Below are 13,630 nucleotides of genomic sequence, written 5' to 3' on the forward strand. Positions count from 1 at the left end.
CCCACCCTGCCCGCCGCGCCCGACGGCGCCGGCGCGGCGTCGCTGCCGCTGCCGCTGCGCATTCTGCTGGTGGAAGACAACGCGATCAACCAGGAAATCGCGCTGGCCATGCTGGAAGACAGCGGCTGCGCGGCCACGCCGGCCGACAACGGGCGGCGCGCGCTGGCCCTGTGGGAACGCCAGCCGTTCGACGTAATCCTGATGGATTGCCAGATGCCGGAAATGGACGGCTTCGAAGCGACCCGGCGCCTGCGCCGCATGGAAGCCCAGCAAGGCCGTGCCCGCACGCCCATCATCGCCCTGACGGCCAACGCCATCCTGGGCGACCGCGAACTGTGCCTGGACGCGGGCATGGACGATTACCTCGCCAAGCCGTACACGCGCTCCGCCCTGCTGGCCGCGCTGGCCCGCTGGCGCGCGACGCCCGCCGTAGCGGCGGGCGCGCAGACGCCGGTGACGGCGGCGCAACCGCTACCGGCGGTGGCTGGCGGCGACATCCTCGACGCCGCCGCCCTGCAAAACCTGCGCGCCATGCGCCGTCCCGGCCGTCCCGACGTGCTGGGACGCATCATCGACCTGTTCTACAAAGACGCCCCGCGCCTGGTGGGCCTGCTGGAAGTGGCCGCCGAGGCCAGCGACGCCGCGGCCCTGCAACTGGCGGCGCACACGTTCAAGTCCAGCTGCGCCAACGTGGGCGCGCTGGGCTTGTCGGCCACCTGCCGTGAAATCGAACACTACGCGCGCGGCAACGACGTCGGCGGCGCCCTGCGCCATATCCGCGACATCCAGCAAGAACTCGACCGTGTCCTCGCCGCCCTGGCTATTGAGAAGGAAGCCATATGAATACCGCACTACCCCCGCAAGCACTGGTCCTCGTGGTCGATGACGACGCCATGACGCGCTTTCTGGTGACGGAAGCGCTGGAACCGGAAGGTTTCCGCATCGAGGAAGCGGCCAGCGGCCTGGAAGCGCTGGCCGCCTTCCAGCGCCGCGTGCCCGACCTGATCCTGCTCGACGTCGCCATGCCCGGCATGAGCGGCTTCGAATGCTGCGCCCTGCTGCGCCGGCTGCCACGCGGCGCGCACGTGCCCATCGTCGTACTCACCGGCAACGATGACGACGACTCCATCAAGCAGGCGCTGGACGCGGGCGCCAGCGACTTTATTTCCAAGCCGATGCAATGGCGCTTGCTGGCGCACCGGCTGCGTTACCTGCTGCGGGCCAGCAGCGCGCTCACCGAGTTGAGCCGCATCCAGGAAAGCCTCAGCCACGCGCAGGCGCTGGCCCGCCTCGGCAACTGGGAATACCGGGTCGGCGCCGGCGAGGGCTACTGGTCGCCGGAACTGTCGCGCATCCTGGGCCTGGAAGCCGATGCCGGCCCCGCCAGCTTCGAGCGCCTGCTGCAATGCCTGCCGGAGGACCAGCGGCCCCTGCTGCTCGAAGCCTTCATGGAACTGCATGCCAGCGGTACCGGCTTCGGCCTGGAACACAAGGTGTTGCGGCCGGACGGCGGCGAGTGCATCGTCTTCCACCAGGCCGTCGCCGTGCGCGAAGGCCAGCAAGTGCTGCTGATGCGCGGTACCGTGCAAGACATCACGGAGCGCAAGCTGCAGCAACGGCGCATCGAGTACCTGGCCAACCACGATGCGCTGACGGACTTGCCCAACCGCCAGTTGCTGAACGACCGCATCGGGCAAGCCATCGCCCATGCCCGCCGCACCCGTTTGCACCTGGCCACCCTGATGCTGGACCTCGACCGTTTCAAGTTCGTCAACGACAGTTACGGCCACCCGGTGGGCGATGCGCTGCTGCAGGAGGTGGCCCGCCGGCTGAAGGTGGCGGTGCGCGAGGGCGATACCGTGGCCCGCCAGGGCGGCGACGAGTTCGTCATCCTGCTGACCGACCTGCCCGACCTCGCAACGACCGAACAGATCGTGCAAAAAGTGCTGGCGGCCTTCATCGGCCCCTTCGTGCTGGGGGAGCATACCTTGCACGTCAGCACCAGCATCGGCGCCAGCGTGTTTCCCTCCGACGGCGACAGCGGCGACATGCTGCTCAAGACGGCCGATGCGGCCCTCTACAGCGCCAAGGACAAGGGCCGCAACGGCTACCAGTTCTACAACCACAAGATGGGCGTGCTGGTGGAAGAGCGGGCCGAAATCGAACATGCGCTGCACCAGGCGCTGGCGCTGGGCGAACTGGAATTGCATTACCAGCCCAAGGTAGACCTCACCAGCGGCAAAATCTACGGCCTGGAAGCGCTGCTGCGCTGGCGCCGCGACGGCATCGGGATGGTGCCGCCGGAGCGCTTCATCCCGCTGGCCGAGGAAACGGGCATGATCGTGGCCATCGGCGAATGGGTGCTGCGCACGGCCTGCGCGCAACTGGGCGTCTGGCACGCCTACGGCTTTACGCACCTGACGATGGCGGTCAACGTGTCGGCGCGCCAGTTCCGCCAGGTCGACATGCCGCAGCTGGTGCGCGAAGTGCTGGCCGACAGCGGCGTGCCGGCCGATTGCCTGGAACTGGAGCTGACGGAAAGCGTGCTGATGCAAAACCGCGAGCACGTGGTGGGGGCGCTGGAACAGTTGAAGGAAATCGGCGTCACCTTGTCGCTGGACGACTTCGGCACCGGCTATTCCAGCCTGTCCTACCTCAAGCAGTTCCCCATCGACGTCGTGAAGATCGATCAATCGTTCATCCGCGACGTGACCGACAGCGTCGATGGCGCGTCGCTGACGCGCTCCATCATCGCCATGGCCAAGTCCTTGCACCTGACCACGGTGGCCGAGGGGGTGGAAACGGAGGGGCAATTGGCATTTCTCAATACCAACTGCTGCGACGCCATGCAAGGCTATTACTTCAGCCGCCCCCTGCCCGGCGCCGAGATGGATCTGATGCTGCATGCCGGCACGCATTTGCCGCCCGAAAGCTGCCACGCCGAGGCGCCGCAGCGCGTGCTGCTGCTGGTCGATGACGAGGAGCATATCCTGTCGGCCCTGCGCCGCTCGCTGCGCAAGGAGGGTTACCAGATACTCAGCACCAGCAAGCCGCAGGAAGCGCTGGAACTGGTGGCCGCCCATGCGGTGGGCGTGATTCTCACGGATGCCCGCATGCCGGGCATGTCCGGCAACGAGCTCTTGCGCCGCATCAAGGGCATCTATCCGGAAATCGTGCGCGTGATGCTGTCCGGCTATCCTGAATTGCATTCGGTCACGGCGGCCATCAACGAAGGCTCCGTCTACAAATTCATCACCAAGCCCTGGGACGAGACCTTGCTGAAAGACCATTTGCGCGAAGCCTTCCAGCGCTTCGAATCGGGCGTGCAACGGCCACCGCTCGGTCCCCATAGCGTCGAGATCGGCAACCGCGCCGCGTAGGCGCCCATGCCCGCTCGCCGGAATGCAGGCACGGCTCAAGGACTTGCTGACGCTGGCGCGCCAGTTGTAGCGCCTTACCAGTAGCCAAGCACCTTCCACCAGAGCGTGCCGACGACGGCAAAGGTCAGCAGTTCCAGCACGCACATGATGAAGCCGACCCGCCACCAATTGCCCATCGTCACGAAGCCGCTGCCGAAGATGATGGGCGAGGTGCCCGTCGCATAGTGGGTCAGGGTCATCATGATGGCCGAGCCGGCCGTCATCATCAGCATGAACGGCACGTGGTATGCGGCCGGGATCAGGTGCAAGCCCACCGTCAGGAAGGCCAGCAGCATGGCGCTGATGTGGGCCGTCGTGCTGGCGAAGAAGTAATGCGAGAAGACGAACACCAGCACCAGGACGGCGGCGATCGGCAGCCAGTCCATGCCGCTGGCGACGATGGCCGCCTTCATGCCGGCCGAGAACCAGGCGATCACGCCCGTCTTGTTCAACTGCTCGGCCATCATGACGAGCGCGCCGAACCACACGAGGGTGTCCCAGGCGCTCTTTTCCGACAGCACGTCGTCCCAGTCGATGGTGCCTGTAATGATCAGCACGAACAAGCCGACAAAGGCGACGACCGTCGCATCGAGCGAAAACGCGGGCCCGAACAGCATGGCCGGCACGTTCGCCCACAACAATAACAGCAAGGCGAAGGTGCCCAGCATGACTTTTTCCGACGGCGACAGCGGGCCCATGCTTTTCAGCTCCGCCTTGGCGTAGGTGACGGCGTCCGGCGTGGCCTTCAGTTCCGGCGGCGACAGCCAGTAGATCATCAAGGGCATCAGCAGCAGGCAAACCAGGCCCGGCAGCAGCATGCACAGGGCCCAGGTGGTCCACGTCAGGTGGAAACTCTGGCCGCTGGCCTTGGCCACGAAGTCGACCACCAGCGGATTGGGCGCCGTGGCCGTCAGGAACATGGCCGAGGTGATCGGGTTGGCGTGGTAATTGACGAGGGCCAGGTAGGTGCCCACCTTCTTTTCCGTGCCCTTGGCCGGGTCCGAATCGAAGGCGTTGGCGATCGATTTCATGACGGGATGGACGATGCCGCCGCCGCGTGCCGTGTTACTAGGCGTAAATGGCGCCAGCACCAGTTCGCAAATCGCCAGGCCATAGCCGATGCCCATGGTGCGCTTGCCCAGCAGCGAGATGAACAGCAGGCCGATGCGGCTGCCCAGCCCCGTCTTCTTCAGGCCGCGCGAAATCAGGATCGCCACGACGATCAGCCAGATCAATGGATTCGAGAAACTGCTGAGCGCATCCGTGATGGCGCCCTTGGACGAGGTCGACGTCACTTGCGACAAGGACACGATGACGATGGCCATCATCGCCATCACGCCGATCGGCATGACTTTCAAAATGATCGCCAGGATGGTGGTGAGGAAAATCGCCACCAGGCCCCAGGCCTTGGGCGTCAAGCCGTCCGGCGCCGGCAGCAATAGCATGCTCACCAGCAAGGCCGTGCAGATCAGGGCGGGGACGAGGCGGAATGGGACGGCTTCCTTGAAATGCAGGAACAGGTCGCGCACGGTTTTATACATCATGATTTCCTTCTCGGATGGGATAGTTCTTTTTAGCAACATCATACAAGCTCATGCGCAAGTACCCTGCTCCATTACGCCTGCGCGCGCCGGCAAATTTCTGAATCGTTGACTTGCGCGATATCAGAGCGGCGGAAAATATTGACGGCGAGTGACAATAGGTGACTTTTTTATTAATTTTTCTCTGTATCTTTTCCGCTAGCCGCCGCCAGATATGCCACCAGGATTGCCAACCTTTGAGGGGACACTTGATGAATCGCACGGAACAGTACTCCATCCACCCATCCATCGGCATTGCCCGCGTGGGCAACAGCCATGATTCGTTCTACCTGGCGCCGGAAACGATAGGCGGGCTGCCCATCGAAGCGGATGGCAACAACGATCCGCTGCTGGTCGATGGCAAGCCGGTCCGCGTTGCCCAATTCAAGGATGCGGCCGGTCGCGTGCGGCGCCAGGCAGCCAGTTTCAAGATTTACAAGTCCGACCCGGCCCGCCCCGGCGCAAAGACCCTGGTCGACATGCAAGACCCGAGCATTGCCCGCATCGAGTGGACAGTGCACGTGGCAAACAAGAAGGCGGCCTGGTGGAACTTCATCCCCCTGCTGGGCGACTTGATGTTTGGCCCCTACAACAGCTATGAAACCTGGGAAAATACGCCGCCGGCCTGGAAGCTGACGCCCACGTCCTGGACCAATCTGCGCAACGGCGACGTCACGGGCGCGGCGGCACGGCAAGCACTGATCGTCGATCCGGGCCCGCGCACGCTGGACGCGCCGCTGGGCATAGCCCATTTCGACAAGAATGGCGCCGGTGCTTATAAGCATGTTTCCTTCCCCGACCCGCAAGCCATCACGCAAGGTTATCCGGTGCGCACCCTGGGCGAGATGCGCACGGATACCCGCGGCAACCTGCTGGTGATCGGCGCCTATGGCCGCGCCGGCGGCTCCGAGAGCATCACGGGCTTTGGCGGCGGCGATACGTGGAATGACGATGTGGGCGACGGCCCCGTCAGCGCGACCATCCACTTCAAGGATGGCAGCGCGCCCGTGGTACTGAAAGCATGGGTGGTCATCGGCTCGCCGAAGTTCGCGCCCGAGCTGGTGAATATTTCCACCTGGGATGATGTCGTGGCCGACATGGCCATCAAATACAAGAACGCGCTGCCCGAAGCCTACGACACGGCCCGCTGGAGCGGCAGCGATGGCTGGAACCCCGACTATGTCGTCAATTACGCGCAGGACATTCAGCCATTCCTTGCCAGGATAGGCGATTACCAGTGGGTGGCGACGGTGCCGTCGATGACGGCCTTCATCCGCCCTGCCTTCGACGTGGCCGATGCGTCGGAAGCGAACCGGCCGCAGCGCGAAAAATTCCTCAGCTACTTCAGGAAGCCGTCGGCCATCCGGCCCGGCACGCCGGAACAGGTGCCGGGATTCACGGGCGGCCAGGGCGGACAATTGTTCAGCGCGGCCACCACGGACAACCCCGGCGCGGGCATTCCCCTGGTGCCCTTGAATTCGGGCAGCAATTCCGTGCGCAACAACGTCATCAGCAAGTTTTCGGTACTGACGGATACGCAATACTTTGCCTTACAGCAATGGGCAGCCGGCAAATTCTCCCCCACCGCGCCAGGCCTCGCGCTGCCGGGCATCGACCCGCTCGATCACGCCACCATCGGCAATTGCGTCGGCGAACCGATGTGCCCCGGCATCGAGGTGACGTGGAGCGTGCGCAATCCCGTCATCTATGAAAAACCGTACGCCATCCTGCACCGCGTGGATGCCGACTACGAGAAGAACGGCCTGTCGGCCGGCCGCGACGAGTGCGAACCGCTGGACTGGAACGATCCGACCGTCGGCAGCGGCTGCGAGCCGGGCGACCTGACCAAGCGCATGGCCATCCCGTGGCAGGCGGACTTCTACGACTGCTCCGTGCAGATGATCAACTTCGACAATCCGGACCTGGTCAAGAATCCCGATACGCTCATTCCCGTGCCGCCCACCTACTACGCCTACTGGTGGCCGCCGCAAAGCCCGTGGAACGTGATCAACGGCGCCACCACCAAGGAAGAACAGGCGCTCGCCGGCGTGCCGGCCGGCATGCAGGTGATGTACAGCCGCGGCATGAACAGTTTTTCGCAGATGATCAGCTCCTGGCATTACCTGGGTTTCATCGTGAACCAGAACCAGGATGCCGAGTCGGGCCGCCAGTACCCGTACTTTGTCGAGAAGGAGCGCAATCACGCCAGGTTCGTCGCTGCCAGCGTCGGGGTCGGCAATGTCAGCAGCTTCGTCACGGGCGACGACGCCAACTACCTGCCCGCGTGGTTCCTCAAGGATGAGGACCCGCAGACGGCGCCCGAAAAGGCATCGCAGCTGTTTGCCAGCGGCGGCGCGCAAGTGGCCCTGCACGACACGCCGAAGAAAATCATGCCGGCCAACCGGCGCAGGTTTTCCCATTGAGCATGTCTTCATCGCGCGACTACGACGTCGTCATTGTCGGCGGCGGCGCCGCCGGCACTGCCGCCGCCCTGACCCTGGCGCGGTACACGGGCTTGCGCGTCGCCTTGCTGGAAAAGCAGCTGTTCGACGATTACCGGGCCGGTGAAACGGTATCGTCGTCCATCTTTTCCATGCTGGACTTTCTCGGCGTGGGCCGCGACTTGCTGGACGGCGCCCAGCTGCCCGCGTTTTCCCACGCGGCCGCCTGGGGCAGCGCCGAGCTGATGTCGCGCGACGCCGTGTTCAGCAGCCACGGCCACGGCTTGCACCTGGACCGCAGGCAATATGACGCCATCCTGCTGGAGCAGGCGCGGCAGGCGGGCGTGGCATTGTGGCGCCCGGCGCAACTCGTGCAGCTTGCGCAGCCCGGACACGGCGAGCCGTGGCGCTTGCGCGTGGCGGCCGACGGCCAGGACGTGGCGCTGACGGCCCGCTACCTGATCGATTGCAGCGGCAAGCAGGCGGCCATCGTGCGCCAGCGCAAGCGCCCCATTCACACGGAAGACTCGCTGGTGGCGCTGTACACCTATTATCAGCTGCAAGAGCCGCAATTCCTGCCGCACCGCACCCTGGTGGAAACGACGCAACATGGCTGGTATTACGCCGCGCCCCTGCCCGGCGACCGCGTGGCGCTGGCCTTCATCACGGATGCCGACATCCTCAAGCGCCTGCGGCTGAAGGAAGCGGCGCCGTGGCGCGAGGCCGGCATGGGCACCTTGCACGTGCGCGATATCGTGGCGCGCCTGAGCGCGCCGGACGCCGTGCGCCACTACGCCATCCACAGCCGGGTGGCGTCGCTGCCCGCCGACGAGAACTGGACGGCGGCGGGCGATGCGGCCGCCTGCTTCGACCCGATCTCCTCGCTGGGCATCGGCCAGGCCATGGCGTCGGGCATCCATGCGGCGCGGGTGGCGGAAGCCTTCCTGGCGGGCGAGCACGGCATGGCGTCGGGCTACCGGCGCAGCGTCTTCGCCGCGTTCGAAACCTATCTGCAGATGCGGCGCGGCTTCTACGGCGCCGAACAGCGCTGGCCGGAGGCGCCATTCTGGCAGCGCCGGGCCGGCCGGCAAGGCGCCGCCGGCGACGTCCGGGCCTAGCGCCGTCGCCGCCGCAAACCCGGGGCGCGCATGCCCCGGGCCCCATCCCGCCGCCCCCGGCGGAAAACTGAGCCAGGTCAAGAGACCGCATGCCCACAGCCTGTTTCCGGGCAAATTCCAGCCCGAAATTGTCAACCGCACTATAATGTCGGCACCGCGTGCGGCAGCATTGGCGGCGATAGACGGTAACAATTTCATGTGCGGGCCGGTACAATAGCGTCTGGGCCTACACAGGGTTTCACTTTTGCCAGCAGTTGCCAGCAACTAACCATTTTTTTGACCAGCCAACAAACACTATGAGTTCGATGAATGAAGAGCGCGTATTAAGCGTGCACCACTGGACGGATACCCTGTTCTCCTTTACCACCACGCGCGACCCGTCGCTGCGTTTTTCGAATGGCCATTTCACCATGATCGGCCTGCGCGTCGATGGCAAGCCCTTGCTGCGTGCCTACAGTATCGCCAGCGCCAATTATGAAGACCACCTGGAATTTTTCAGCATCAAGGTGCCGGGCGGCCCCCTGACGTCGCGTTTGCAACACTTGCAAGTGGGCGACACCGTCATCGTCGGCCGCAAGCCGACGGGCACCCTGGTATCCGACTACCTGCTGCCGGGCAAGCGCCTGTACATGCTGTCGACGGGCACCGGCCTGGCGCCTTTCCTCAGCATCGTGCGCGATCCCGACATCTACGAGCGCTTCGACCAGCTGATCCTCGTGCACGGCGTGCGCCAGGTCGATGAGCTGGCCTACCGCGAGCTGCTGGAAGAGCACCTGCCGCAGCACGAATTCCTCGGTGAAATGGTCAGCGACAAGCTGCGCTACTACCCGACCGTGACGCGCGAAGACTTCCGCAACATGGGCCGCATCACGGCACTGATCGAGAACGGCAAGCTGGCCGAGGACCTGGGCTTGCCAGAACTGAATCCGGCCGAAGACCGCGTCATGATCTGCGGCAGCTCGGACATGCTGCGTGACCTGAAGGACATGCTGGAAGCGCGTGGCTTCAAGGAAGGCAATACCTCGACGCCTGGCGACTTCGTGGTCGAGCGCGCGTTCGCCGAGAAGTAATCCCCGCGTTATCCGCGGCACCCCAGGGGCCCTGCCCCGCCGCGCTCCGCGGCGGCGCCGGGCCTTTTTCATGGGCGCGACGGATTCAGCGGGCCAGCGCCGCGCCGCGCTGGTACTGCAAGCCATTCATGAAGCGCCGCACGGGCGTGAAGGCGCTGCTGAGAATATCGTCCTGCGCCGCGTAATAAGGCGTTTCGATCTTCAGCAAGCCCAGCACGGTCGCATCGAGCTTGTCCGTCTGGTACGGCCGGCTTTCCAGCGCGGCGCGCGCGGCCGCCGATTGCGCTGTTTCCCGGTTACTCCAGATCAGCATGGGAATTTCATAACCGCTCTTGTCCGAGGCGGAATGGCCCGCGTGATTGCGGCTGTAGCCCACTTCCTGCCCATGGTCGGAGACGAACAGCAAGGAGGCGGCGCGGTCCGTCTTGGCCTGCTCCGCCATGCCGATCAGGGTGCCCAGCACGTAATCGCCATAGCGGATGGCGTTGTCATACTCGTCGCGCTGGTTGCGTATCCAGCTGGAGCGGCCCTGACTGGCCATCTGCGCGCTGACGGCATCGTGCGCACGGTCGAAATGCGCAAAGCGGCTGGGATAGCGCATGTCATAGCTGGGATGGGCGCCCAGCAAGTGCACGACGATGAGTTTTTTCGGCGCAGAGTCACGCAACGCGTGGGCGAACGGCTGGAACAGGTTGCCGTCAAAATTGTTTTCCCCGCGCCCGGTGCCGTAGTTGATGAAGTCGCTTTCATCGGCCTCGCCCGCCAGCAGGCCGATCCAGCCATCGTTGCGCGTCTGATTCGACACCCAGAACGTCTTGTAGCCGGCCGCCTCGGCCAGCATCAGCAGATTCGGCTTGCCCATCCACGCATCGGGGTTGCCGATGTCGGCGGGCGTGAGCATCGTCATCATCGACTCGACCGTGCTGGCGGCGGGAGAAATCACGTCATTGAACACCAGCAGCTTGGCCCGCATGGCGTCGAGCTGGGGTGTGGTGGCGCGCGGATAGCCGTACAGCGACATCGAGGCGCGGTTGGTGCTCTCGCCGATCACCAGGATGACGGTGCGGGCATCCTCGCCCGCGTAGCGCACGTTCCAGTCGCGCGGCGCGGCCATGGCCGCCGTCAGCGCATGCTGCATCGATTGCATCGCCTCCAGTTGCGCGCTGTACTGCTGGTAGCGCAGCGGCCAGAACAGGGCCGGATTTTCGCGCCGCATGGTGGTGTTGACGTGCAGCAGCACAAGAAACACGGCCATGCCGGCGGCAAAGCACTTTTGCGGCAGGCCCGGCGCCGCAACGTGGCGCGCCGCCTGCCAGCGCAGCAGCTGGCGGTCGGCCAGCAGCACCGCCGCCGTCACGAGCACGAACCAGCCGGCCGCTTGCGCCAGGGCGGCGCTGTTGTGCAGGAAAAACTCGCCCGTTTCGGCTTGATCCGTCGCAAACATGGCCTGCAAAACCGCATTCGGATTCGGCCGCATGCCAAAATAGCCACGCAAAAACCCTTTGATGGCGGCGTCCAGATAAAACACGGGCACGACGACTCGCAGCAGTACGGTGACCGCGCCGGCCCGGCAACGCCACGCATGCAGCATGCCGCCCACGCCCAGCAGGAAGGCCGCCAGCAAGACACTCAATTTCAGGCATTCGTTCGCGCTGAGTTGATCGAAGAGGAAGAACAGCAGCAAGCCAGCAACGCTGAGCAGGACACGGCAAAACAGAATCAGCATGGAGGCGATGGCTAGTAAACGTTGAACGGGCACAAGTCCGCGCGGACGGGCCAGCGATTGTAGCGCAGCCTGTTGCATCTTGTGCCATCATTTCTCGTGCACTCCTGACAGAAATTGTCAGTGCTTCTTGTTATGCTTTCGGCACCAGCAGGCCAGCCAGCCTGTACTCTTATTCATATCTCCACTTGCGACAGGACTTTTCATGACACGTGCCATCACCATTCTGACCGAGAACTTTGCCGATTGGGAAACCGCCCTGATCAATTCCACGGCGCGCCTGTACTACGGCTTTTACACGCAGTTCGCCACGCCGGGCGGCTTGCCCGTCACCTCGTCCGGCGGCATGCAGGTCACGCCGCAACTGGCGCTGGAAGAGATTGTGCTCGATGACCTCGATTTGTTGATGGTGTGCGGCGGCAGCCACTGGCAAAGCGGCAAGGCGCCCGAGCTGGGCCCGCTGCTGCGCGCCGCGCGCGACAAGGGCGTGGTGCTGGCCGGCATTTGCGACGGCACGCGCGTGCTGGCGCAGTCCGGCGTGCTCGACACCGTGCGCCACACGTCCAATGGCGCCGACAACCTGCTCGACACCGGCTATGCGGGCGCCGCCCTGTACCAGGACGTGCCCTGGGCCGTGGCCGACCAGCGCGTCATCACGGCGCCCGGCACGGCGCCCGTCTCATTTACGGCAGAAGTCTTGCGCGCCCTGGGCATAGACGACGAGAACCTGGCCGCCTACCTGGCCATGCACGGCGCCGAGCACGGCAAGGCCGTGCTGGCGGCCTGATTGGCGCCCAGCGCGCGCAGCCGCTCGGTGGCGTGCGTGTTGCCCGGGTCCAGTTCCAGCGAACGGCGGTAATGCGTGAGGGCGTACGCCTTCGCGCCGTCCTCGTCGTACGCTTCGTACGCTTCGGCCAGGCTGTCATGGCCATTCGCCCCTTGCGGATACAGTTGCACGCCCAGCTGGAAGACGGCGATCGCCTGTTTCGGTTGCTGCCGGCCCAGCAGGCGGTAGCCCCAGGCATTCAAGTCGTCTTCCGTGGGCGCGGACAAGCCATGCTGGCGCCGGATGGCCGCCAGCTTCTGCTCCAGCCCGTCGAAACCGCTGCTGGCCGCCTGCTTGCGCAGCAGGTGCGCGGCATACGCGCCGCCGCGCTGCTGGCGCAAGGCGGGAAGGTAGAAGCCGGCGACGCTGTCGATCAGCTGTTCCGGCTGGCCACCGGCCAGGTTGCTGAGGATAATGACGGCCAGATCGTCGTTCGGATACACATAAAAGGCCGAGCGGCCGCCGCCGATACCGGCCACGGCGCGGTGCGCATCGCGGCCGATGGCGGGCCAGCCCAGCGCCCACGCCCCCGGCTTGCCGTCATTCAAGCTGGTCGGCTGCCACAGCCGTTCCACGCTGGCGGGCGCCAGCAGGCGGCCCGACTGCAGCGCGATGAGCCAGCTGGCCAGTTCGCCCGCATTGCTGTTGATGCCGGCCCCGGCGCGCATGAACACGGGGAAATCCTCGATCACGTTGCGGTAACCGTTGCCGCCCCGGTTCAGCACGTAAGAACTGGCCTTGTCGGCGACCACGTCCTTCGCATCGCCAAAGCCGCTGTGCGGCATGCGGGCCACGTCGAACTGCCGGCGCTGCACGAAGGAGACGAAAGCCTGGCCGCCTTGACGCTCGATCAATTGCGCCAGCAACACGTAATTGGTCTGGTTATAGCGGTAGCGCTCGCCTGGCGCCGCTTCCACGGGCAGCGCCTGCACGGCTTGCCACGCCGCGTCGGCGTCGTCCGGTTGTGGCCCCACCAGCTTGCCGCTGCGCTGCTCCAGCACGTCGGGCAAGCCCGAGGTATGGTTGAGCAACTGCGTCACCGTCACGGCTTGCCAGGCGACAGGCAAGCCCTTCAGATACTGGCCGATGGGCGCACCCAGGTCGATCTTGCCCTCTTGCACCAGTTGCATCACTGCCACGCCCGCAAACGCCTTCGTTGCCGAATTGATGGAAAACAGGCTGGCATCCGTCACCGGCACCTGGTATTGCAGGCTGGCCAGGCCGAAGTTGCGCTTCAACACGACCTTACCACCCTGAATCACCGCCAGTTGCAGCCCGGGAATCTGGCGCTCCTGCATTTCGCTGCGCACGAAGGCGGCAATGTCGCTCTGGACCTGGCTTTGCTGCTGAGCGGCAGGCAAGGCGCTGGCGCCCATGGCGGCTGCCGGAAACGCCGCGGCAAGCGCCAGGGCCAGGGCGGCGGATGAAAAATGAACACGCATCGTACGGCTCT

9 protein-coding genes are annotated in these 13,630 nt (G+C 64.9%); 6 read left to right on the forward strand and 3 right to left on the reverse strand.

Going from position 1 to position 13,630, the window contains the following annotated elements; genetic code table 11:
* On the forward strand, positions 1-843 hold an 843-nt coding region (locus J0O65_RS02915; RefSeq protein ID WP_215403972.1), incomplete at its 5' end, for a response regulator.
* A complete protein-coding gene (locus J0O65_RS02920) occupies positions 840-3,380 on the forward strand; it encodes an EAL domain-containing protein (protein WP_251373344.1) in 2,541 nt (846 codons plus the stop codon). The genes J0O65_RS02915 and J0O65_RS02920, both read left to right, overlap by 4 nt.
* 74 nt (positions 3,381-3,454) lie before the next feature.
* Here the strand turns inward: J0O65_RS02920 and J0O65_RS02925 are convergent, their stop codons facing one another.
* Positions 3,455-4,960, reverse strand: a complete 1,506-nt coding sequence (locus tag J0O65_RS02925) for a DASS family sodium-coupled anion symporter (protein WP_215404816.1) — start codon at positions 4,958-4,960, stop codon at positions 3,455-3,457.
* Between the two features lie 251 nt (positions 4,961-5,211).
* Between J0O65_RS02925 and lodA the strand changes: the two genes are divergently transcribed.
* The 3 genes from lodA to J0O65_RS02940 all read left to right on the forward strand — a co-directional run bounded on the left by lodA (position 5,212) and on the right by J0O65_RS02940 (position 9,628).
* Positions 5,212-7,422, forward strand: a complete 2,211-nt coding sequence (gene lodA, locus J0O65_RS02930; protein ID WP_215403981.1) for a CTQ-dependent lysine 6-oxidase LodA — start codon at positions 5,212-5,214, stop codon at positions 7,420-7,422.
* A gap of 2 nt (positions 7,423-7,424) precedes the next feature.
* Positions 7,425-8,558: an FAD-dependent oxidoreductase gene (locus J0O65_RS02935; protein WP_251373457.1), complete on the forward strand. Its 1,134-nt coding sequence runs from the start codon at positions 7,425-7,427 to the stop codon at positions 8,556-8,558.
* Between the two features lie 296 nt (positions 8,559-8,854).
* A complete protein-coding gene (locus J0O65_RS02940) occupies positions 8,855-9,628 on the forward strand; it encodes a ferredoxin--NADP reductase (protein WP_215403985.1) in 774 nt (257 codons plus the stop codon).
* Positions 9,629-9,713: 85 nt separating this feature from the next.
* Here the strand turns inward: J0O65_RS02940 and J0O65_RS02945 are convergent, their stop codons facing one another.
* Positions 9,714-11,354 (reverse strand): phosphoethanolamine transferase, encoded by a 1,641-nt coding sequence (locus tag J0O65_RS02945; RefSeq protein WP_215403987.1) that lies wholly within the window; start codon positions 11,352-11,354, stop codon positions 9,714-9,716.
* A 202-nt stretch (positions 11,355-11,556) separates the two neighbouring features.
* Here J0O65_RS02945 and J0O65_RS02950 point away from each other — a divergent pair, with 202 nt between their 5' ends.
* Complete coding sequence (locus tag J0O65_RS02950; protein ID WP_215403988.1) at positions 11,557-12,138, forward strand: type 1 glutamine amidotransferase family protein; 582 nt, start codon at positions 11,557-11,559, stop codon at positions 12,136-12,138.
* Here J0O65_RS02950 and J0O65_RS02955 read toward each other — a convergent pair.
* A complete protein-coding gene (locus J0O65_RS02955; protein WP_215403989.1) occupies positions 12,087-13,619 on the reverse strand; it encodes a serine hydrolase domain-containing protein in 1,533 nt (510 codons plus the stop codon). The genes J0O65_RS02950 and J0O65_RS02955 overlap by 52 nt on opposite strands.
* Positions 13,620-13,630: the final 11 nt, after the last annotated feature.

It is taken from the genome of Janthinobacterium sp. JC611 (assembly GCF_018682595.1).
GTDB lineage: Bacteria > Pseudomonadota > Gammaproteobacteria > Burkholderiales > Burkholderiaceae_D > Janthinobacterium.

Excerpts from the sequence above, each read along its gene's own strand:
- J0O65_RS02935 (WP_251373457.1), top strand. The coding sequence starts at position 7,425 with ATGTCTTCATCGCGCGACTACGACGTCGTCATTGTCGGCGGCGGCGCC.
- J0O65_RS02955 (WP_215403989.1), bottom strand. The coding sequence starts at position 13,619 with ATGCGTGTTCATTTTTCATCCGCCGCCCTGGCCCTGGCGCTTGCCGCG.
- lodA (WP_215403981.1), top strand. The coding sequence starts at position 5,212 with ATGAATCGCACGGAACAGTACTCCATCCACCCATCCATCGGCATTGCC.
- J0O65_RS02925 (WP_215404816.1), bottom strand. The coding sequence starts at position 4,960 with ATGTATAAAACCGTGCGCGACCTGTTCCTGCATTTCAAGGAAGCCGTC.
- J0O65_RS02950 (WP_215403988.1), top strand. The coding sequence starts at position 11,557 with ATGACACGTGCCATCACCATTCTGACCGAGAACTTTGCCGATTGGGAA.
- J0O65_RS02945 (WP_215403987.1), bottom strand. The coding sequence starts at position 11,354 with ATGCTGATTCTGTTTTGCCGTGTCCTGCTCAGCGTTGCTGGCTTGCTG.
- J0O65_RS02920 (WP_251373344.1), top strand. The coding sequence starts at position 840 with ATGAATACCGCACTACCCCCGCAAGCACTGGTCCTCGTGGTCGATGAC.
- J0O65_RS02940 (WP_215403985.1), top strand. The coding sequence starts at position 8,855 with ATGAGTTCGATGAATGAAGAGCGCGTATTAAGCGTGCACCACTGGACG.